This window comes from Mycobacterium sp. NGS17, from assembly GCF_059813205.1.
On record NZ_JCALED010000006.1, the window covers coordinates 1 to 20,938 of the forward strand.

The 20,938-nt window shown below is 66.7% G+C and carries 18 protein-coding genes and 1 pseudogene; 9 read left to right on the plus strand and 10 right to left on the minus strand.

Annotation, left to right across the window (positions count from 1 at the left end; genetic code table 11):
• Positions 1-55: 55 nt before the first annotated feature.
• Positions 56-1,423, minus strand: a complete 1,368-nt coding sequence (locus AC5Y7E_RS14335; protein ID WP_499949522.1) for a cell division protein PerM — start codon at positions 1,421-1,423, stop codon at positions 56-58.
• A 47-nt stretch (positions 1,424-1,470) separates the two neighbouring features.
• Positions 1,471-2,382 carry a DUF5336 domain-containing protein gene (locus tag AC5Y7E_RS14340; protein ID WP_499949523.1) on the minus strand — a complete coding sequence of 304 codons (912 nt, stop codon included), beginning with the start codon at positions 2,380-2,382 and terminating at the stop codon, positions 1,471-1,473.
• A gap of 255 nt (positions 2,383-2,637) precedes the next feature.
• Between AC5Y7E_RS14340 and AC5Y7E_RS14345 the strand changes: the two genes are divergently transcribed.
• Positions 2,638-3,486, plus strand: a complete 849-nt coding sequence (locus tag AC5Y7E_RS14345) for an LLM class F420-dependent oxidoreductase (protein ID WP_499949525.1) — start codon at positions 2,638-2,640, stop codon at positions 3,484-3,486.
• 96 nt (positions 3,487-3,582) lie between these two features.
• Here AC5Y7E_RS14345 and AC5Y7E_RS14350 read toward each other — a convergent pair whose 3' ends face one another.
• From AC5Y7E_RS14350 to sucC, 3 genes are all read right to left on the minus strand, one after another.
• A complete protein-coding gene (locus AC5Y7E_RS14350; RefSeq protein WP_499949526.1) occupies positions 3,583-5,118 on the minus strand; it encodes an acetyl-CoA acetyltransferase in 1,536 nt (511 codons plus the stop codon).
• Between the two features lie 151 nt (positions 5,119-5,269).
• Positions 5,270-6,172: a succinate--CoA ligase subunit alpha gene (gene sucD / locus AC5Y7E_RS14355; RefSeq protein WP_499918483.1), complete on the minus strand. Its 903-nt coding sequence runs from the start codon at positions 6,170-6,172 to the stop codon at positions 5,270-5,272.
• Between the two features lie 12 nt (positions 6,173-6,184).
• Positions 6,185-7,348: an ADP-forming succinate--CoA ligase subunit beta gene (sucC, locus tag AC5Y7E_RS14360; protein ID WP_499918484.1), complete on the minus strand. Its 1,164-nt coding sequence runs from the start codon at positions 7,346-7,348 to the stop codon at positions 6,185-6,187.
• A gap of 329 nt (positions 7,349-7,677) precedes the next feature.
• Here sucC and AC5Y7E_RS14365 point away from each other — a divergent pair, with 329 nt between their 5' ends.
• Together AC5Y7E_RS14365 and AC5Y7E_RS14370 are read left to right on the plus strand one after the other, a co-directional pair.
• Positions 7,678-8,721: a M23 family metallopeptidase gene (locus tag AC5Y7E_RS14365; protein WP_499949527.1), complete on the plus strand. Its 1,044-nt coding sequence runs from the start codon at positions 7,678-7,680 to the stop codon at positions 8,719-8,721.
• A gap of 1 nt (position 8,722) precedes the next feature.
• Positions 8,723-9,325: a hypothetical protein gene (locus AC5Y7E_RS14370; protein WP_499949529.1), complete on the plus strand. Its 603-nt coding sequence runs from the start codon at positions 8,723-8,725 to the stop codon at positions 9,323-9,325.
• An 85-nt stretch (positions 9,326-9,410) separates the two neighbouring features.
• Here AC5Y7E_RS14370 and pcrA read toward each other — a convergent pair whose 3' ends face one another.
• On the minus strand, positions 9,411-11,735 hold the full coding sequence (gene pcrA / locus AC5Y7E_RS14375) for a DNA helicase PcrA (protein ID WP_499918488.1): 2,325 nt from the start codon (positions 11,733-11,735) through the stop codon (positions 9,411-9,413).
• Positions 11,736-12,126: 391 nt separating this feature from the next.
• Between pcrA and AC5Y7E_RS14380 the strand changes: the two genes are divergently transcribed.
• Both AC5Y7E_RS14380 and pgi read left to right on the plus strand, forming a co-directional pair.
• A complete protein-coding gene (locus AC5Y7E_RS14380) occupies positions 12,127-12,447 on the plus strand; it encodes a chorismate mutase (protein WP_499949530.1) in 321 nt (106 codons plus the stop codon).
• 65 nt (positions 12,448-12,512) lie between these two features.
• Positions 12,513-14,177: a glucose-6-phosphate isomerase gene (gene pgi, locus AC5Y7E_RS14385; RefSeq protein WP_499949531.1), complete on the plus strand. Its 1,665-nt coding sequence runs from the start codon at positions 12,513-12,515 to the stop codon at positions 14,175-14,177.
• Positions 14,178-14,180: 3 nt separating this feature from the next.
• On the opposite strand, the gene AC5Y7E_RS14390 is transcribed toward pgi, so the two are convergent.
• From AC5Y7E_RS14390 to cobF, 4 genes and pseudogenes are all read right to left on the minus strand, one after another.
• Complete coding sequence (locus tag AC5Y7E_RS14390; RefSeq protein ID WP_499918491.1) at positions 14,181-14,930, minus strand: SDR family oxidoreductase; 750 nt, start codon at positions 14,928-14,930, stop codon at positions 14,181-14,183.
• Positions 14,931-14,971: 41 nt separating this feature from the next.
• On the minus strand, positions 14,972-15,439 hold the full coding sequence (locus AC5Y7E_RS14395; RefSeq protein ID WP_499949754.1) for a zinc finger domain-containing protein: 468 nt from the start codon (positions 15,437-15,439) through the stop codon (positions 14,972-14,974).
• Positions 15,440-15,592: 153 nt separating this feature from the next.
• Positions 15,593-15,835: pseudogene (locus AC5Y7E_RS14400) on the minus strand (DNA-formamidopyrimidine glycosylase family protein); the annotation flags it as partial.
• A gap of 4 nt (positions 15,836-15,839) precedes the next feature.
• A complete protein-coding gene (gene cobF, locus AC5Y7E_RS14405; RefSeq protein WP_499949532.1) occupies positions 15,840-16,586 on the minus strand; it encodes a precorrin-6A synthase (deacetylating) in 747 nt (248 codons plus the stop codon).
• A gap of 124 nt (positions 16,587-16,710) precedes the next feature.
• Here cobF and AC5Y7E_RS14410 point away from each other — a divergent pair, with 124 nt between their 5' ends.
• From AC5Y7E_RS14410 to AC5Y7E_RS14425, 4 genes are all read left to right on the plus strand, one after another.
• Positions 16,711-17,616 carry an AurF N-oxygenase family protein gene (locus tag AC5Y7E_RS14410; protein ID WP_499949534.1) on the plus strand — a complete coding sequence of 302 codons (906 nt, stop codon included), beginning with the start codon at positions 16,711-16,713 and terminating at the stop codon, positions 17,614-17,616.
• A 245-nt stretch (positions 17,617-17,861) separates the two neighbouring features.
• Positions 17,862-18,845, plus strand: a complete 984-nt coding sequence (locus tag AC5Y7E_RS14415; protein WP_499949755.1) for a DUF4873 domain-containing protein — start codon at positions 17,862-17,864, stop codon at positions 18,843-18,845.
• 370 nt (positions 18,846-19,215) lie between these two features.
• The gene (locus tag AC5Y7E_RS14420; RefSeq protein ID WP_499949535.1) at positions 19,216-19,959 is read left to right on the plus strand and encodes an STAS domain-containing protein; all 744 of its coding nucleotides are present in this window, start codon (positions 19,216-19,218) and stop codon (positions 19,957-19,959) included.
• A gap of 112 nt (positions 19,960-20,071) precedes the next feature.
• Complete coding sequence (locus AC5Y7E_RS14425; RefSeq protein ID WP_499949536.1) at positions 20,072-20,938, plus strand: LLM class flavin-dependent oxidoreductase; 867 nt, start codon at positions 20,072-20,074, stop codon at positions 20,936-20,938.

The window sequence follows — 20,938 nt, forward strand, 5'->3', positions numbered from 1 at the left end:
TCGCCGGTGTCGCACCCGCCCGCGCAACGGTGTCGCTACGAGGCGGGCAAAAGACCTAGTCCGTCGAATCTCGCTCGGTCGCCCCCGACTCGGGTTCGGCCAGGGGCGGCTCGTCGACGCCGCCCGGCGCGTCGGCTGCGGCGGAGTCGCCCGGCGCGTCAGGTTGGACCCGGGCGCCGGGATCGCCCGAGTCCACTGCGTCGGTGGGCGCCTCGTCGGCCGGGTCCACCGGCGTCGTGTCCTCGGCCGTCGCTTCCTCGGCCGGCGCCGGTCTGGCCTTGGGTTGCCGGGGACGACGCCGGACCCCACCGCTCATCACCACCGTGACCCCGCCGACGACCGCGAACCAGAAGAAGACTCCGATCAACAACGCGCTCTGGTCCACGCCGACGTGGCCGAAGTTGCCCAGCTGGCCGCTGCCGGCATACGCGAGCACGGACATCACCAGCGCCCCGGCGACCGCGGCGACCAGCAGCTTGGCCGCGGCCGCCAGCGGCGGCAGCGCGCGCCGGGCGCATTGCTGACCGACCGCCACCCCGGACGACGCGCCGATGATCAGCAGCGCCACCCAGACCGGCCCCAACGGAGGCCTGGGGACGGCGGCCAGCACCGGCAGGGCCGGGATATCACCACCGAACACGGTGAACGAACTGAATGTCGCGAACCCGATGTGCGCGCTGGACCCGACGGCCATCGCCGCGGTGCCCACAATCACGTTGGGCGCGTACAACATTGACAACAGGGTGAGACTGAATTCGCCGAAGATCGAATCGGTGATGCCGTAGAGCTCCTGCATGGTCGACCAGTGCACGACCAGCGATCCCGCCGTCACCAGCCCGGAAAGTCCGAGCAGTGCGAGCAGACCGGCGGTGGCCGCACGCAAGGAATCGCCCAGCCAGAACGGCAGCGGCGACGCAGCCAGCGCGCGTGGTCTCACCCGGGACCACACACCGATCCCGGCGCCGGCGGCATGAACCGCGAGCACGCTGAGGAACGCCCGCAGCGCGCTCGGCGTCTGCAGCTCGGTGATCACCGACGACGCGTCGTGGATGACCGCCAGGGCGATCGCGGTCAAGAACAGCGGACCGCCCAGCGCCGACGCGATGACCCAGCGGACGACCAGCCACGACGAGTGGGGCGTGGTGGCCCGCGCGGTGTTGCGCGCGGTCGCCCAGATCATCAGCAGGACCGGCAACAGCGGCATCACGCCGAGTTCGCGGCCGCCGATCGACACCGGTACCTGGTGCGCCCCCAGCCACATGCTGGCAATGGCGCCCAGCGCGCCGGTCATGTCGCTGTTGGCGATCAACAACTGGGTCAGCGTGACCGCGGCGATGATGACCAACGCCACCACCGCCGGGGCGAACGCGACCCTGGCGAGGTCACGCGCCTGGCGAGCGCCCGCTGCCCGGTTGTCCTCCACCCGTGTCACTCTGGGGCACGTCCCCGACTAGGCGCGACAGCGCACCGTTAGGAGGGCGCTGGCCCAGACGGTGAAGACGGGGACTGCTGCTCGTGGCCGAACTGCTGGCCCCCACCCTGCTCGGAGAAGTTGGCGGTCGCCGAACCGGCATCCGATCCACCGGTGTTCGGCGGTGGGCTGAAGCTGGGGAAGCCGGTGGGCGGAGTGGACGAGCCATGCTGCTGCGCGGACGGCTGGGGTCCCGACTGCGGCGCGGGCTGAGCGCCGAAACCGCCGGTCGGGACGCCGCTCTGGGTGGGTGCCGCACTCGGCGAGTAACCGCCGTACTGCGACCCATACCCCTGCGGCGACTGCTGCTGGCCGCCGTGCTGCTGAGCGCCCGGCTGCTGGCCGTAGTAAGGCTGTTGACCGTACTGGCCGTACTGCCCGTACTGGCCGTATTGCGCGTAAGGGTCGTACTTGGGTCGCGGCGCCGGCGCGGTGATGACGCCGGATTCGAGCAGAACAACGACGACCGCGGCGATGGCCTGGAGCACTACGGCCGCCACCAGCGGCCACATCGCCCAGCCGATCGAAAACCCGGCGGGCAGGTTGATCGTCTCGGTGATGGCCAGCAAGGCGCCCAGAACCGCGATCACCGCAACGATTCCCGGATAGTTCTTGGTCTTCGGCAGCAGGCCGAGTCCGGCGAGCAGCGCGGCCAGCACCGCAACCACGACCGCGGTGCCCGCGTCGCCGGCGCGCCCACCGATGCCCGGACCGAGGTCGGCGCCGATGGTGAAGGTGGGACCGAAGTTCAGCAGGTACGCGGCAAGACCGAGGACCACCACCGCGACGTTGAGGTAAAACGGCAGCTTGCTCGTTCCGTCGTCATCCTTCGCGAAAGACGGTGTGCCGCCCGCATAGGCGCCACCGGATTGCGACGGTGGATAGCCCGGGCTTCCGGGAGAGTAGGTCATGGCTCCTCCTGTTGCTTCCAGTGCCTTGAACTGCCTAGCGGTCGCCACGGTTGCAGTTGCAACGCTGTGCTTGCAGGCGCCTCGCTGCGTTAGCGACGCGGTCGATCACCCACGCTAGCGCACGTGCGGTAACCCGTGCCGCTGCCACTGACTTGCGCGGCGGGGCCCGCACCGGCGGCGCCGCGCGCCGCTCGCGAGACGGTCCGTGCCACCGCGGCTTGCCCAGCACAGGTAGAACACGTTCTAATTCTCTGCATGGATTACGGGCTTGTGCTTTTCACCAGCGATCGTGGCATCTCCCCGGCGAAGGCCGCGAAGCTCGCCGACGACCACGGCTTTGCGACCTTCTACGTGCCAGAACACACTCACATTCCGGTGAAACGCGAGGCAGCTCATCCCACGACGGGGGACGAATCGCTGCCCGACGATCGCTACATGCGGACACTAGACCCATGGGTAAGTCTGGGCGCGGCGTGCGCGGTCACCTCGCGGGTGCGGCTGTCCACCGCGGTGGCCCTTCCGGTCGAACACGACCCGATCACGCTGGCCAAAAGTATTGCCACCCTTGATCACTTGTCGGGCGGACGCGTCAGCCTGGGCGTCGGGTTCGGCTGGAACACCGACGAACTCGCCGACCACAACGTGCCGGCCGGCCGGCGCCGCACCATGCTGCGCGAATACCTCGAAGCGATGCGGGCGCTGTGGACCGAAGAAGAGGCTCAGTACGACGGTGAATTCGTGAAGTTCGGCCCGAGCTGGGCCTGGCCAAAGCCGGTGCAATCGCACATCCCGGTGCTGGTGGGTGCCGCGGGCACCGAGAAGAACTTCAAGTGGATCGCGCGCAGCGCCGACGGCTGGATCACCACCCCGCGCGATTTCGACATCGACGAGCCGGTGAAGCTGCTGCAGGACACCTGGGCTGCGGCCGGCCGCGACGGCGCTCCCCAGATCGTGGCGCTGGACTTCAAGCCGGTGCCCGAGAAGCTGGCCAGGTGGGCCGAGCTGGGGGTGACCGAGGTGTTGTTCGGTCTGCCGGATAAGTCGGAGGACGAGGTGGCCGCCTACGTCGAGCGTTTGGCGGGCAAGCTGGCGGCCCTGGTCTGACTGCCTTTCATCTCCGCGAGACTTAAACCACGGCGACCGTTCGCGGCGTGTCGTGTGCGTGGTTTAAGTGTCGCGCGCTCAGACGCGGTGGTACATCTAGCCGAGCGAAGCCCGGTTGCCGTTGCCGGTCGACCACACCGAGATCTCGGCACCGAGCGGATCGCCATCGCACATCAACGCGACGAGTTCGTCGTCGTCGGTGGTGGCCATGAACCGAGTGTTGTCCGCTTCGAGCCTGCCGACGATGACGCCGGTGCGGACCGGCCAATCGTAGTGCACGGAGTATGTCTCGATCGTCGCCGCGCCGTCGGGTGTCTTGGTGACGTCGACCTTCGGCAGCGCGTCGATCTCCTTCTTCAGCTCCGCACAGTTGTCCGTACGCCAGTTCACGGGTGTGGTCGAGTAGATTCCGACCGAGTACTTGCTCATGATGCCGCCGTTGGCGCCGACGAAGCCGAATCGCCCTGGACTGTCCCGCATCTGCGCGACGGTCTCGGCGATACCGTGCAGCGAGTAGCTGTTTCCGGGACCACCGAAGTACGGCAATCCCCCGGTCAGGGTCAGGCCGCGCGGGTCGTCGCCGCCGATGCCCAGGGCCTCGCAGATCACGAACACCGGGAACGGAAAGCAGCTGTACAAGTCGAAGGTATCGATGTCGTCGACGCCGATTCCGGCTACCCGCAAAGCTTCTCGCGCAGCATGGACCGCCGCGGGGCTGGCACCGAGGTCGACGCGATCGAGCATCGCCTGCTCGATCATGTCCGAGTGGCCGTGCACAAAGACCCACTTCTCCTCCGGCACGCCCAAGCGGGTCGCCGCCTCCACTGACGTCAGCACCGCCGCCGCGCCCTGGTTGACTTGATCGCGGGCGACGAGCAGACGGGGGTAGGGGTCACAGATCATTCGGTTGTCGTCGGTGATCGTGCTGATCTCGTCGACCGACCGCTCCACCGGTGATGACGAAAGCGGGTTCTTGGCAGCCACTTTGGACATCGGGGCGAACAGTTCGGCCATCTCGCGCCGATAGTCGGCCACGCTGCGCCCCAGCCGCGCGCGGCGGGCGTTCTCCAGGAGCCCGTACTGCACGGGCGCCCCGGTCAGACCGTGCTGAATCGTGTATTCGTCGATGTAGCTGGAGATCTGGTGGCCGCGATCTTCCAGTTGGCCCTCGACATGTTCGGTGAAGTCGGGTTTGTCCTCGCGATCGGCGAAGTAGCGAGCCGTCGATCCCGGCTCCGAGCCCATGATCATGACGACGTCCGCTGCACCCGCCGCGATCGCGTTGCCCGCCTCGGTGACAAGCTTCTGCGGCCCCTGCCCGCCGACCGGTTCGAGTACTACGCGGGCGGGATCGCCGCCGAGCCGGTTCATCACCGAACGCGGGTAGTTGTTCGACTTGCCCAGCCTCGCGGGCATCGGTCCAGAGATCTCGAACTGCCGTAGCCCGAAGACCGTGTCGATGGCCTGCGCGACGCCTTTGGCGCCGGTGTCGTCAAGTGCTGCCCGCGCGGCCGCCGTCGCGAGGTCGACCGCCGACATTCCCCGATAGGCGGGGTCGTCGATGCGCTCGGTGAACTGGCCGACCCCGACGAGCACCGGGGTTCGCGGATCGATGGCGCCGCTCCTCCTCATCGCATCGCTCTGCATCGTCGCTGGCGCGGATCGACCGCCATCACAAACCTCCTGGCAACTGTTAGTTCGACAGGCTAACCGATGGCTGGAGCCGAAACGAAACCGTGGTCAGTTCGCGGATTCGCGAACTGACCACGGTCTCGGTGAAGAACTACAGGCTCTGCAGGATCTTGCGGGCCAGCTCCGCCGTCTCCGACGGCGTCTTGCCGACCTTCACGCCGGCGGCCTCCAGGGCCTCCTTCTTGGCGGCCGCGGTGCCCGACGAGCCGGACACGATGGCGCCCGCGTGTCCCATCGTCTTGCCCTCCGGCGCGGTGAATCCCGCGACATAGCCGACGACCGGCTTGGAGACGTTGGCCTTGATGTAGTCCGCCGCGCGCTCCTCGGCGTCACCGCCGATCTCCCCGATCATCACGATGACCTTGGTGTCGGGGTCCTTCTCGAAGGCCTCGATGGCGTCGATGTGGGTGGTGCCGATCACCGGGTCACCACCGATGCCGATCGAGGTGGAGAAGCCGAAATCGCGCAGCTCGTACATCATCTGGTAAGTCAGGGTGCCCGACTTGGACACCAGCCCGACCGGACCGGGTCCGCTGATGTTCGCCGGGGTGATGCCGGCCAGCGCCTCACCCGGGGTGATGATGCCCGGGCAGTTCGGCCCGATGATGCGCGTCTTCTGCCCCTTGTCCACGTTGTAGGCCCAAGCAAAGGCGCTGTCCTGCACCGGAATTCCCTCGGTGATGACCACCAGCAACGGGATCTCGGCGTCGATCGCCTCGATGATCGCGTCCTTGGCGAATTTCGGCGGGACGAAGACGACCGACACGTTCGCGCCGGTCTCCTTCATCGCTTCGGCGACGGTGCCGAACACCGGGAGCTCGACGTCCTTACCGACCGGGTCCACGTGCGACACGGTGGTGCCTGCCTTGCGCGCGTTGACGCCGCCCACCACCTGCGTACCGGCTTTGAGCATGAGCGCGGTGTGCTTGGTGCCCTCACCGCCGGTGATGCCCTGGACGATGACCTTGGAGTCCTTGTTCAAGAAGATCGACATGGCTTGACTCCCCTACTTGTTCGCCAGCTCGGCGGCTTTGTCGGCACCGGCGTCCATGGTCTCGGCCTGGATCACCAGCGGGTGGTTGGCTTGGGCAAGGATGCGGCGGCCTTCGTCGACGTTGTTGCCGTCGAGCCGGACCACGAGCGGCTTGTTGGCCTCGTCGCCGAGCATGTTCAGCGCCGTCACGATCCCGTTGGCGACGGCGTCGCACGAGGTGATACCCCCGAACACGTTCACGAACACGCTCTTGACCTGCTTGTCGTTCAAGATGACGTCCAGGCCCGCGGCCATCACCTCGGCCGACGCGCCACCACCGATGTCGAGGAAGTTGGCCGGCTTCACGCCGCCGTGCTTCTCGCCCGCGTAGGCGACGACATCGAGCGTCGACATCACCAGGCCCGCGCCGTTACCGATGATGCCGACCGAGCCGTCCAGCTTGACGTAGTTGAGGTCGTGCTCCTTGGCCTTGAGCTCCAGCGGGTCGGTGGCGTCGCGGTCCTCGAACTCCGCGTGGCCGGGCTGACGGAAGTCGGCGTTGGCGTCCAATGTGACCTTGCCGTCCAGCGCCAGAATCTGGTCTTGCGGGTCGCGCACCAGCGGGTTGACCTCAACCAGGGTGGCGTCCTCGGCGACGAAGACCTCCCACAGCTTGTTGATGGTGATCGCGGCGGCGTCGAGCACCTCGGCGGGCAGGTGGCCCTGCTCGGCGATGGAGCGCGCGGTAGCAAGGTCGACACCCTTGACGGCGTCCACCGGAACCTTGGCCAGCCGCTCGGGCTTGGTCGCCGCGACCTCCTCGATCTCCATGCCGCCCTCGACCGAGCACATGGCCAGGTAGGTGCGGTTGGCGCGGTCGAGCAGGAAGGAGATGTAGTACTCCTCGGCTATGTCGCTGGCCTCGGCCACCAGCAGCTTCTTCACGACGTGTCCCTTGATGTCGAGACCGAGGATGTTCTTGGCGTGCTCGTAGGCGTCTTCGGGCGTGGCCGCGTACTTGACGCCGCCCGCCTTGCCGCGTCCGCCGACCTTCACCTGCGCTTTGACCATCACCGGACGGCCGATTTCGGTCGCGATCTCGCGCGCGCCCTCGGCGGTGTCGGTCACGCGTCCCGGCGTAGTCGGTACGTTGTGCTTGGCGAACAACTCTTTAGCTTGATACTCGAAAAGGTCCATGGACTCTCTGTCTTCGCTCGACTCAACTACTAGGCCTCTTGGTGGGCGTTGCCGCACCCGGCAACTCGCACGGACGAACTGTATCCACCCCTCGAACGGCGACTACCGCCGCGTCCGCCGATGTGGCACAGCTCACGAGGCGTGGGTTGACCATCCGCGTGATCCAAATCACAATTCCGCCCTGATTTTCCGACGAGGTTGCCAGCCCCGCGCGTTAGCGGATACCTTCCTAGGGTCCAGATAACGTTATGGTCACGATACGAGGACATTTCAGGTTGTCCCAGCACCGTTTTGCCCGGTCTTCTGCCGTAACCGAAGGCGTCGTGAGGGTGGGTCGCGCGGCAGGCGCCCGATGGGCCGAAGCACCGCATCGCACCGAGGTCACGGAAATCCTTCCGCTCGACGGCTTTGACTTCGACGACTTCGAGTTCAGAGACGACGCCGGCGATCTTGGCGACCTGGACTTCAACGGCGACTCACCGTTCGACAACGAAGCGCAGGTGCTGCTGGCGCCCGAGCTCGACGACCTGCACGAGGCCGACGACGTACGTCCGGTCTGGCTGGCCGCACCCGTCACCGAGGTGCTGCCGCGGGTGATCGTCGAGCCGCGCACCGAACGACGCCCGGATCGCTCGCACACCGTCGACGTCGTAGGCGTCCGCCGCGCAGGACAGCACCGCAAGCAACCGACCAGCGCGGCCCGGGGCCGCCTGCTGATCTCGGCGATGGCGGCGGGAGCGGCCGCCGCGGCCGCCCACACGGCCACCAGCCACGCCGACACCCCCAAAACCGACGCGGTGCTGACCGCCAACGCGTCGGCGCTGGGCGGCGGGGCGGGCAGCAACACCGTCCGCGGCCCGCAGGTGATCGCCGCGGCGCCGTCGGCCACCGCCGCACTGCACAACCAGGAGCTCGCCAAGGGCGTCGCCTTCGCCAACGACCGCGCCGAACGCGAGGCGCGGTTGTCGCAGCCGCTCTACGTGATGCCGACCAAGGGCATCTTCACCTCCAACTTCGGCTACCGCTGGGGGGTGCTGCACGCCGGTATCGACCTGGCCAACTCGATCGGCACACCGATCTACGCGGTGTCCGACGGCGTGGTCATCGACTCCGGGCCGGCCAGCGGCTACGGGATGCTGGTCAAGTTGCGCCACGCCGACGGGACGGTCACGCTCTACGGCCACGTCAACACCACGCTCGTCAGCGTCGGTGAGCGCGTGATGGCCGGCGACCAGATCGCCACGATGGGCAACCGGGGCAATTCCACCGGCCCCCACCTGCATTTCGAGGTGCTACAGGGCGGCACCGAACGGATCGATCCCGTGCCGTGGCTCGCTAAGCGTGGTCTTACAGTCGGCAACTACGCTGGCTGAGGTGACCGAGCCGAACGAAGAACCTTCCGGTCCGCGTCCGCCCGAGCCCACGCCCGAGCCCACGCCCGAGCACGATCCGCCCTCCGACTCGCGGACACGGATCATCCGCCGCGCGCCTACCGGCCCCATCCCGACCACGCCGGACGCCCCGACAACGCACTTCGCTCCGCAATCGGCGCCCTACCGGGCCGGTCCCCATGCGGGTCGGACCGGCTATGCCGGGGTCCCGGCCCTCGAACCCTCCGATCGGACGGCCGTTGCCGCGTGCGCGGTGAGCATCATCAGCGGCTGGGCCACGTCGGTGGTGGCCACCGATCTGATCGCCGGTTGGTGGCGAACCGATCGTCTGTTCTGCATCGCGGTCGCGTTCCTGGCCCTGGTGTTCGCGGGGACCACGGTGTCCGGCGTGATCATGCTGCTGCAGCGCCGATCGATCAGCCGCTACCTGTTGATGGCCGGCGCCCTCGTCGCCTTCCTCACCTACATCGGGGTGTTCATCGCCGGCGCGCGGGTCGCATGGGTGGTGCACCTGCTGCCGATATTGCCGATCGCCACGGTGGTGCTGGTGCTGCTTCCGCAGACCAAACGGTGGCTGGGCGCCTGACCTTCACCGAACGCGCACTGCGGGCGAATATTTCGCCGAATTTCCGCCGTGAGTGCACGTTCGACGCGGTCGATCGCCGCCGGGGCTAGAGCTTGCTGAGCGGGGCGTGGTTGTGCATCAGCTTCACCCGGCCCGAGCTGCCGAAGTCGATCAGCGACATCGCCGATTCGCCGACGCCGGACACCTCCTCGACCCGGCCCAGCCCGTATTTGTCGTGCGTCACCCGGTCGCCGGGGGCGAGCACCAGTAGCGGGCGTTTGCTCATTCCCGAGCGGGTGGGGGCGGCCCGCGGCGTGCCGAACCGGCCGGCACCGCTCACGGGCGCGCTGAACGAGGGGGCCGGCGCGGTGCGTCGCCAATCGATGAGTTCCTGTGGAATCTCTTGCAGGAAGCGCGATTCCGGGTTGAGCATGGGCTGTCCCCAGGAGGACCGGACGATCGCCCTGCTCAGGTAGAGCCGTTGGCGGGCCCGGGTGATCCCGACGTAGGCCAGCCGCCGCTCCTCGGAGAGTTCGACCGGATCGTCCAATGACCGCATGTGAGGGAACATCCCGTCCTCCCATCCGGTCACGAACACCACCGGAAACTCCAGGCCCTTGGCGGTGTGCAGCGTCATCAGGGTGACCATGCCGGCGCCGTCTTCGGGAATCTCGTCGCTGTCAGAGACCAGCGAAACCCGCTCCAGAAACTCGGCCAGCACGCCGGTATCCGGCACGTCTTCGTCTTCGGGGGCTTGCAAGGACTCGCCCAGTGCCGCGGCGTTGGCCCGATCGGTACTGAATTCGTGTGCCACGCTGACGAGTTCGTTGAGGTTGTCCAGACGCGCGAGTTCCTGGGGATCGGTCGAGGATTCGAGTTCCCGGCGGTATCCGGTGCGTTCGAGCACCGACTCGACCAGATCGCCGAGATCGTCGTCCAGGCGTCCGCGCAGCTCGTCGAGCAGTTCGACGAAACCGGCGATCGACTTCTCGGCACGCGAATTCAGCATCGGCACTTTGCCTTCGGCCGCGGCCACGAGCGCGTCGGCGAAACTGGCGCCGGTGTTCTCGGCATACACCGCCACGCACGCCTCGGCGCGATCGCCGATGCCCCGGCGAGGGGTGTTGAGGATGCGCCGCATGCTGACCGTGTCGCCGGGGTTGTCCAGCACCCGCAGATAGGCGACGATGTCGCGAATCTCCTTACGCTCGTAGAAGCGCACTCCGCCAACGACTTTGTAGGGTATCCCGGCGCGGATGAACACCTCTTCGAACGACCGGGACGAGTTGTTGGTGCGGTAGAAGATGGCGACGTCGTTGTAGGTGATCTCGCCGTTGGCGGCCAGCGCGTCGATCTCCTCGGCGACGAATCGGGCTTCGTCGTGTTCGTTGTCGGCGACGTAGCCGACGATCAACTCACCGGCGCCTTCGGCGGTCCACAGCCGCTTGTCGCGGCGTCCGGAGTTGCGGGCGATCACGGAGTTGGCCGCGGACAGGATGTTCTGCGTCGAGCGGTAATTCTGTTCCAGCAGAATGGTTGTCGCGTCCGGGTAATCGCGTTCGAAGTCCTCGATGTTGCGGATGGTGGCGCCGCGGAACGCATAGATCGACTGGTCGGCGTCGCCGACCACGCACAGCTCGGCGGGCGGCACGCCGTCCGCGGTGTCCGTGCCCACCAACTCGCGCACCAGGACGTACTGCGCGTGGTTGGTGTCCTGGTACTCATCGACGAGAACATGACGGAACCGACGCCGGTAGTGCGCGGCGATCTGCGGGAAGGCCCGCAGCACCGCCACGGTCTCCCCGATCAGGTCGTCGAAGTCCAGCGCGTTGGCCGCCCGCAGCCGCCGCTGGTATTCGCCGTAAACGCCGGCCACGGTGCGGGACAGCTCGTCGGAATCGTCGGTCAGGTTGCCCACCGCCGCGGCCGGGTCGATCAGCTCGTTCTTCAGGTTGGAGATGGCGTTGGCCAGCAGCCGCGGCGAGTAGCGCTTGATGTCGAGCCCCATGTCGCGCCCGATCATCTGCAGCAGGCGCCGCGAGTCGTCGGCGTCATAGATGGAGAAGTTGGAGTTGAGGCCCTCGATCAGGGACGCCTGGTTGCGCAGGATCCGCACGCAGGTCGAGTGGAAGGTCGACACCCACATGGCGCGAGCCCGGTTGCCCACCAGCCGCACCACCCGTTCGCGCATCTCGGCGGCCGCTTTGTTGGTAAAGGTGATGGCCAGCACCTGACCGACCCCGACGCCACGCTCGGCAATCAGGTACGCGATGCGGCGGGTCAGCACCGCGGTCTTTCCCGAACCCGCACCCGCGACGATCAGCAGTGGGGAGCCCTCATGCACCACCGCCTGGCGCTGTTGGGGATTGAGGCCCTCGAGCAGTTGATCTGCCTCGGAGGCCGGCTTGGCATCTGTTGCGTGCACACTCATGTCAGTCCAAACTTACCGCCGCCCACTGACGCTGAAGCGCCCCGGCATCAGACCAGGTTAGTGGCCGGGGCGACCGGGACGCCGTCACGCCGACTCGCGGGAATTCGGCGTGTCGGACCGCGATTTCCGGACCGGGTTCGATCGCCGGCGCAATTGCACCCAAGTTCAAAAACCGCAGCTTAAATCCCATTCTTTGTACGTCTAGCATTTTTGATGGCAAACTCGATTCGTGCTCAACGCGCAGTGTCGGCGACACTCCACGACTCAGGAGTGGCGCCGTTGACTCCCCTACGGGTGCCGGTTCGCGGTGCCCGTGGGTTAACTGCTTCCGCAGAGCCCCGTGGTCCGCTTTCGGCGCCCGGGGCTCGTCTTTTGTGAGGCCCGATACTGCATGAGACCAAAACCCCCCAATCACGACGAAGACGCGGAGTCAGCAGAGATGAACACCGAGATGGCGGAGACCCGAGAGGTCACCGACATAGACGACTTGCGCCAGGAGATCGACCGGCTCGACGCCGCGATTCTCGATGCAGTGAAACGACGCACCCAGGTATCGCAGGCGATCGGTAAGGCCCGGATGGCGTCCGGCGGCACGCGACTGGTCCATAGCCGCGAGATGAAGGTGATCGAGCGCTACAGCGAACTCGGCCCCGAGGGCAAGGACCTGGCGATACTGCTGCTGCGCTTGGGCAGGGGCCGGCTCGGTCACTGACGCGGCGGAGCACGGGCTCGCCCCGACACCTGGCTCCGTCACGTCACAGCCCATAGTGTCGAAGGATGACCTCCGTGCACATCCTCCCCGACATCACCGCCACCCCGGCATGGGACGCCCTGCGCAGGCATCACGACCAGATCGGCGACACCCATCTTCGGCAGTTCTTCGACGACGATCCCGATCGCGGCCGCGAGCTGACCGTCTCCGTCGGCGACCTCTACATCGATTACAGCAAGCACCGCATCACACGAGAAACGCTGCGGCTCTTGATCGATCTCGCGCGCACGGCCAACCTCGAGGAGCGCCGCGACCAGATGTTCGCCGGGGTGCACATCAACACCTCGGAGGACCGCGCGGTCCTGCACACCGCCCTGCGACTGCCCCGGGACGCCGAACTGGTCGTCGACGGCGAAAACGTCGTCCAAGACGTGCACTCGGTGCTCGACGCCATGGGCGACTTCACCGATCGGTTGCGCACCGGCGACTGGACCGGGGCCAGCGGGAAACGGATCAGCACCGTGGTCAACATCGGGATCGGCGGATCGGACCTCGGCCCGGTGATGGTCTACCAGGCACTGCGTCACTATGCGGATGCGGGGATCTCGGCGCGTTTCGTCTCCAACGTCGACCCCGCCGACCTGATCGCCACCCTGGCCGACTTGGACCCCGCCACAACGCTTTTCATCGTCGCGTCCAAGACGTTCTCGACGCTGGAAACCTTGACCAACGCGACGGCCGCGCGTCGCTGGATCACCGACGCCCTCGGCGACGCCGCCGTGGCGCAGCACTTCGTCGCCGTCTCCACCAACAAACGCCTCGTCGACGATTTCGGCATCAACACCGACAACATGTTCGGGTTCTGGGACTGGGTCGGCGGCCGCTACTCGGTGGACTCGGCGATCGGTCTGTCGTTGATGGCCGTCATCGGCCGACAAGCCTTCGCGGACTTCTTATCCGGATTCCACATCGTCGACCGGCACTTCAAGACGACGCCACTGGAATCGAACGCGCCTGTGCTGCTTGGCCTTATCGGCCTGTGGTATTCGAACTTCATGGACGCGCAATCGCGCGCCGTGTTGCCGTATTCCAATGACCTGGCGCGTTTCGCGGCGTATCTGCAACAGCTGACCATGGAATCCAACGGCAAGTCGACCCGCGCGGACGGCAGCCCGGTTACCACGGACACCGGTGAAATCTTCTGGGGCGAACCGGGAACCAACGGGCAGCACGCGTTCTACCAGTTGCTGCATCAGGGCACCCGACTGGTGCCCGCCGATTTCATCGGGTTCAGCCAACCCCTCGACGATCTGCCCACCGCCGAGGGCAGCGGCAGCATGCATGACCTGTTGATGAGCAACTTCTTCGCCCAGACCCAGGTGCTGGCCTTCGGCAAGACCGCCGAAGAGATCGCCGCCGACGGCACGCCTTCGGACGTCGTGCCGCACAAGGTGATGCCCGGTAACCGGCCGTCGACCTCGATCCTGGCCAACCGGCTCACCCCGTCCGTCTTGGGCCAGCTGATCGCGCTGTACGAACATCAGGTATTCACCGACGGCGTGATCTGGGGAATCGACTCGTTCGACCAATGGGGAGTGGAGCTCGGCAAAACCCAGGCCAAGGCGTTGCTTCCGGTGATCACCGCCGACGGCTCGCCGGCGCCGCAGTCCGACAGCTCCACCGACGCACTGGTGCGCCGCTACCGCACCGAACGCGGGCGAACCAGCTGAATCTCAGGCGAACATCTTGGTCAGCTGAGGCGGTAGCACCCGCATCAACTGCACCAGCGGCGCCCACGGCCACCACGGCACCGCGGCCCGGCCGGGCTCGCGTTCCATGGCGGCGACGAGCGCGTTGACGCCGGTTTCGTTGTCCACCATCAACATTGTGCTGTTCGACTTCGCCGTCATCTCCGACTCGATGTAGCCGGGCTCGATGACCGAAACCTTGACGGGCCCCTTGGCGTATTCGGCGCGCAGCGATTCGCCCAGTGAGCTCACCCCGGCCTTGCTCGCCGCGTAGGCCGCCTTGACGCCGGGCACGCCCTTGTTGCCGAGCACCGAGGAGATCAGCACCAGGTGGCCCGAACCGGTTTTGTTGAACATCTCCAGGGCGGTCTCGATCTGCACCAGAGCTGCCACCAGGTTGGTCTCGATGGTGGCCTTGTTGGCCCACAGCTTGCCGGACCCCAGTTTCGCGCCCTTGCCGATGCCGGCGTTGACGACGATGCGGTCGATGCCGCCCAGTTCGTCGCTGAGTTCGGCGAACACTTTGGGGACGGCCTCGTGGTCGTTGACGTCGAGCGCGGCGACCGCGATCGTGATGCCCGGATGTTTCTGCGACAGCTCGGCTTTCAGCTCATCGAGCCGGTCGGTGCGCCGCGCGCACAGCGCAAGGTCGCGGCCTTTGGCGGCGAACGCGCGCGCCATCCCGGCGCCCAGGCCGGAGCTGGCACCGGTGATGAGGATCTTCTGGCGAGTCATCGGGGCAGCATATCGACAGGTGTCAACTCGCGGTCGCGCGACTACTTCAGCAAACGCGACATGCGCCGGTCGGCGAGGACCTTGCCACCCGTCTGGCACGTTGGGCAGTATTGAAAAGACTTGTCGGCGAACGACACTTCGCGAACGGTGTCCCCGCATACCGGACAGGGCAATCCGGTGCGGGCGTGCACCCGCAATCCGGAACGCTTCTCGCCCTTGAGCGTGGCCGCCCCCTGCCCGACGGACCGGCTCACCGCATCGGTGAGCACCGAGACCATCGCATCGTGCAGCGTGGCGAGCTGGGCGCCGGTCAGCTTGTTCGCGGTGGCGAATGGCGAAATGCGGGCGACGTGCAGGATCTCGTCGCTGTAGGCGTTGCCGATCCCGGCGATCACCTTCTGGTCGGTGATGACCGTTTTGATCCGGCCGGTGTGACCGGCCAACCGATCGCCCAGCGCACCCATGTCCAGGTCCAGCGCGTCCGGCCCGAGGCCGGCGATCTGTGGGATCTGCTGCGGATCGGCCACCAGCCACACGGCCAGCCGCTTCTGGGTGCCTGCCTCGGTGAGGTCGAAGCCGGGCGCCGCACCGGGCGTACCCAGGTGCACCCGAAGCGCGATCGGGCCCTTGCCGGGCCGCAGCGGCGCCGCGGCCAGGTTGTCCGACCACCGCAGCCAGCCAGCCCGCGACAGGTGCGCGATCAAATAGAGATTGTCCGTCCGCAACCCGAGGTATTTGCCCCACCGCTCGGCCCCCACCACGGTCTGGCCGTGCAGCGCGCTGATCGGCGGGTCGAACGTCTTCAACACGGACAGGGCGGCGATGTCGACCCGGCCGATGGTCAGGCCGACGGCACGGCGCCGCAGGTGGTCGACCAGCGCTTCGATCTCGGGTAGTTCGGGCACGGTTTCAGTGTGCCGGTCTAAGCAAATAGGTGTCCATGATCCAGCCGTGCCGGGCGCGGGCTTCGGCTCGCAGCGAAACGATGCGGGACCCCACCTCGCCGACGGTGCCCGCGACGAGCAGTTCGTCCTCGGTGCCCAGATAGGCGCCCCACCAGATCCGCGTGTCGGGCGGACAGAGACGGAACGAGCAGTCGGCGTCGAGCATCACGACGGCGGATCCGGGAGCCGGCCCGCGGCTGCGCAGTTGCCTTCCGGTGGTGATCAGAACGGGTTCGCCGACCTCGTTGAGCGGGATGCGGTGTCGCGCGGTCAGCGCCTGCACGGCGGTGATGCCCGGGATGACGTCGAACGTGAAGTCGACCCGCGCGGCCACGGCGTCGAGGATGCGCAAGGTGCTGTCATACAGCGACGGATCGCCCCACGCCAGAAACGCCCCGACGCCATGCGGTCCCAGCTCGGTGGAGATGGCGTCGGCCCAGATGGCCGCGCGGGCGGCGTGCCAATCCGCGACCGCGTCCCGGTAGTCGGCATCGACTGTCCGCTTCGGGTCCGACAGCTCGACGAAGCGGTAGCCCGGCTCGCGGATGAAGCGGCCGCAGATCTCGCGGCGCAGCGCCACCAGGTCGCTCTTCTGCTCGCCCTTGTCCATCGCGAAGAACACCTGGGTGTCGTTCAGCGCCTCGATCGCCTGCACGGTCAAATAGGCGGGATCGCCGGCACCGATGCCGATGACGTGAATGTGCCGACCCACTCGTCGCCTCCCGCCGCCCGTTGCCCGACAGATTGCCGAATCGCAACGTTCAGCATCTAGCCGGGACCGCAAGTACCCAGTACCATGGGTACCGTCTGAAGCACCCAATGGAGGGAGCGGCGCAATGACCTCAGCGGTCAAGCCGGTAGGGCCCAGTCGTGAAGAATTCTCCGACCGCCTGCTGAAGGGCTCGGTCAAAAAGTCTTATGAGCCCGTCGTCGACATCGACTGGGACGCCCCGCTCGACCCGGACAAGTTCTACCTGCCGCCGCGGCTGGTGTCGCTCTACGGCACGCCGATGTGGGACGAGATGACCCGCGAGCAGCAAATCGAGCTGTCCCGCCACGAACTGGTCAACACCTTGTCGGCCGGGATCTGGTTCGAGAACATGCTCAACCAATCGTTGCTGCGCACGATCTTGCACGAGGACCCGACAAGCAAGTCGACGCATTACAAGCTCACCGAACTGGGCGACGAGACCCGGCACATGGTGATGTTCGGCAAGGCCATCGAACGCGTCGGCGCCAAGCCGGTACGCCCGCGGCGGTCGCACCGGATGATCATCAACCTGCTGCCATTGGCCTTTCAGCGCGGCTCGATGCTCTGGGTGGCCGCCCTGATCGGTGAGGAGATCTTCGATTCGCTGCAGCGGCAGATGATGGACGACCCGGAATTGCAGCCAATCATCCAGCGGCTCATGCGTATTCACGTCACCGAAGAGGCGCGTCACATCCAGTTCGCGCGCGACGGCGCCCGCAAGCGCGTGGTCGAAATGCCCCGGATCAACCGCTGGTTCATGGCCAACATCAACGGCCTGGGCGGCTACTTCTTCAACTACCTGTTCAGCAACCCCGTTCCTTACGCGCGAGCGGGTCTGGACCCCAGGCGGGCCCGAAAGGTCGCGCGCTCCAGTCCGCACCGGCGCGAGGTGCAGGTCGCCGGCTTCGCGCCACTGGCGGCGTTTTTGACCGAAGTCGGCTTGATGGGCTCGATCGCCCGCCGCGGCTGGAAGCGCAGCAGATTTCTGTGACGCAGCCGCATGACCGCGCCGAGCACCGCCGTCATATCGTCGTCGTCGGCGCGGGCGCCCGCGGTGAGAACGCCCAAACCGCCTTGTTGGCAGCCGGTTTCACCGATCTCGTCGCCCTCGACGACCATGTCGAGAGGTCACGCTTCGACGACGTCACCGACACCTGGTTGTTGACCACGGCCGGTGGGGAGGTCTTGCGGGCCGACATCGTCGTCGCCGCTGACCGTCCGGTCCAGCGACCGTGGCTGCCGCGCATATCCGGGCGGTTCGGCGGGGAGTCGTTTCACGCCGCGGCGTGGGATCCCGGATTCGATCCGTCCGGCAAGCACATCGCGGTGGTCGGGACCGACGCCAGCGCCGGGCATCACATCGACCGGCTGGCCCGCACAGCCGCATCGGTCACCGTGTTCCCCCACGCGCCGCGCCGCGTCGTCAGCGAGGTGCCGGCGTGGTCCACGCGGGCCCAGCGCTGGCTGCGCCGCCACATTCGGACGGCCGGCCGGCCCTCTGTCGCGATCGCCTCGTCGGCCATCGAGGCGCTGATCGAGACGGGGGTGCGCACCAGCGATGGCGCCGACCACCGGGTCGACGCCATCATCTACGGGACCGGATTCTGCATTCCGCAGGACGTCGCCGATGAGACGCTGGTCGGCGCGGCCGGGCTGCCGATCCGCCGCGCCTGGCACGACGGCATGGAGCCTTTCTACGGGGTGGCCGTTCGCGGGTTTCCCAACTACTTCTTCATCACCGGACCCGACCCGGACGCGCAGGCGCGCTACATCGCCGAATGCCTGAAAGCCATGCGGCGCAACGTCAGTGGCCGCATCGAGGTACGCGCCAGTAGCCAGCAGGTGTTCAATGAGCGGGCTCAGTTGCATGCCGCCGAGCCGCCCCCGGTGGCGTCGGCCTTCGAACTCTCGGCCAGCGTGCCCGCCGGCGAAGAAACCTACGACGGCGCCGCCACGCTGGAAATCGCCGGCACCCGTCACCCGGTGCGGGTCCGGCTGACCGGTCATCTGGACCCGATCGACGGCCGCTACCACTGGCAGGGAACGGTGTTTGGTTCCGAGTCGGAACCGCTGTCCCGCGAGATCCTCAAGCAGGCGAGAACCGGCACGCTGACCGTCGGAGAGTGCAGCGCGGCGGCCCGCATCGTCGAAAGAACACCGTGGGGGACGCACTCGGTTGCCGGAGTGGGCGTTCCCCCCTACGCCCTGAGCAACCACTGAGCCGATCTGCGCGTCCGCACGCCGGCCGAGCCAGTGCCTTTGCACTGGTTAACGCACCGGCCACCGGACGTACCTAAAAGTTTGGCGGCAATCGCGGCGTGGTAACCCCGAACAAAGCGCGTGCCGGGCGTTGGGCCCCATGGCGCGTGGAGTGATGGTCGACTTCCCACGGTGGAGGGCCACATGGTGGTTTCGTTGCGAGCTTGTGGGTACGGATTTGCCGGGTCCCAATCGCCGCGTGCGGTTTCGGGCGGTATTTGGCCGCCGGCGCCCCGATTAGACTTTTGCCGCTGAGAGCGGATACTCAAGCAATCGTCCCGGCGGAATGCGAGGAGCGGGAAATGAAAACGGACACCAGGACCGAGCTGGAATGACCCCGGTGGCCGTGGCAATGCGGACGGATAACTCGGTTGCCGTTCTGACCGTCGACGGCGAACTTGATGCCGCCCACGAAACCCCGCTTCGCGACCGCATCCTCAAGGCCACACTGGACGACGCGGCGGCCGTGATCGTCAACGTTTCCGGGCTCAAGGTTCACACCGAATCCGCATGGTCCGCCTTCATGGGCGCGTATTGGCAGCTCGGCGACGCGCCCCACATCCCGATTCTGCTGGTCTGCACCGACCGCGCGGCCCGCGACGCGATCACCCGTAGCGGTGTCAGCCACTTCATGCCCATCTACTCGAGCGAGAAGGCCGCGCTCAAAGCGCTCGGCCAGAACAGACGTCGCCCGGTGCGCCGCGCCGACATTCAGCTGCCCGCCGACCTGACCAGCCTGCGCGAATCGCGGCGCCTGGTTCGTGAATGGCTTACCGCCTGGTCGCAGTCCAAGCTCATTCCGGTGGCGCTGGTGGTGGTCAACGTATTCGTGGAGAACGTGCTGGAACACACCGCGAGCGTCCCGGCGGTGCGAATCGAGGCGCAAGGCGACGCCGCGACCATCGCGGTGTCGGATGCGAGCAACACGCCCGCGGTGCGACTGCCCTCGCCGAAAAAAGGCATCGACGTGTCCGGGCTGGCGATCGTCGAGGCGTTGTCCCGAGCCTGGGGCAGCACACCCACCTCGTTCGGCAAGACGGTGTGGGCTGTCATCGGTCCCGAGAACCAGCTCTAGCGCAAACCTGCTCGAGCCGGCGGCCCGGCGTCGTCGCGCCCATTTCGCGGTTGTGCTGAAACTAGAACACGTTCTAATGTCGGAAGACGACCCCTTCAGGAAGGCAGATGACGTGCGGTTTACCTACGCAGAGGCGATGACGGACTTTAAGTACTACATCCCGCTGGCTCAGGCGGCCGAGGCGGCCGGCTACGACGCCATGACGATCGCCGACAGCATCGCCTACCCCTTCGAATCCGACTCGAAGTACCCCTATACCCCGGACGGCAACCGCGAGTTCCTGGACGGCAAGGAGTTCATCGAAACCTTCGTGCTGACTTCGGCGTTGGGCGCGGTGACCACCAAGCTGCGCTTCAACTTCTTCGTGCTCAAGCTGCCCATCCGGCCACCGGCGTTGGTGGCCAAGCAAATCGGCTCGCTGGCCGCGATGACCGACAACCGGGTGGGTTTCGGAGTCGGCACCAGCCCGTGGCCCGAGGATTACGAGCTGCTGGGTGTGCCGTTCGCCAGGCGCGGCAAGCGGATGGACGAATGCATCGAAATCATTCAGGGGCTCACCACTGGTGAGTACTTCGAATTCCATGGCGAGTTTTACGACATCCCCAAGACCAAGATGACCCCGGCCCCCACCAAACCCGTCCCGATTCTGATCGGCGGGCACGCCGACGCGGCACTGCGGCGTGCGGCACGCCTGGATGGCTGGATGCACGGCGGCGGCGACCCCGAGGAACTCGACCACCTGCTGGCCAAGCTCACCAAGTTCCGCGAAGAAGCAGGCAAGACCGGGCCGTTCGAGATCCACGTCATCTCGGCCGACGCCTACACCGCGGACGGCATCAAACGGCTCGAGGACAAGGGCGTCACCGACGTCATCGTCGGATTCCGCATCCCCTACGTCAAGGGCAACGACACCGAGCCGCTGGACAGCAAGATCCGCAATCTGGAGATGTTCGCCGAGAACGTCATCGCGAAACTGTAA

Coding starts and splice junctions, on each gene's coding strand:
- AC5Y7E_RS14340 (WP_499949523.1), bottom strand. CDS start 2,382: ATGACCTACTCTCCCGGAAGCCCGGGCTATCCACCGTCGCAATCCGGT.
- AC5Y7E_RS14345 (WP_499949525.1), top strand. CDS start 2,638: ATGGATTACGGGCTTGTGCTTTTCACCAGCGATCGTGGCATCTCCCCG.
- AC5Y7E_RS14350 (WP_499949526.1), bottom strand. CDS start 5,118: ATGAGGAGGAGCGGCGCCATCGATCCGCGAACCCCGGTGCTCGTCGGG.
- sucD (WP_499918483.1), bottom strand. CDS start 6,172: ATGTCGATCTTCTTGAACAAGGACTCCAAGGTCATCGTCCAGGGCATC.
- sucC (WP_499918484.1), bottom strand. CDS start 7,348: ATGGACCTTTTCGAGTATCAAGCTAAAGAGTTGTTCGCCAAGCACAAC.
- pcrA (WP_499918488.1), bottom strand. CDS start 11,735: ATGAGTGTGCACGCAACAGATGCCAAGCCGGCCTCCGAGGCAGATCAA.
- AC5Y7E_RS14380 (WP_499949530.1), top strand. CDS start 12,127: ATGAGACCAAAACCCCCCAATCACGACGAAGACGCGGAGTCAGCAGAG.
- pgi (WP_499949531.1), top strand. CDS start 12,513: ATGACCTCCGTGCACATCCTCCCCGACATCACCGCCACCCCGGCATGG.
- AC5Y7E_RS14390 (WP_499918491.1), bottom strand. CDS start 14,930: ATGACTCGCCAGAAGATCCTCATCACCGGTGCCAGCTCCGGCCTGGGC.
- AC5Y7E_RS14410 (WP_499949534.1), top strand. CDS start 16,711: ATGACCTCAGCGGTCAAGCCGGTAGGGCCCAGTCGTGAAGAATTCTCC.
- AC5Y7E_RS14420 (WP_499949535.1), top strand. CDS start 19,216: ATGACCCCGGTGGCCGTGGCAATGCGGACGGATAACTCGGTTGCCGTT.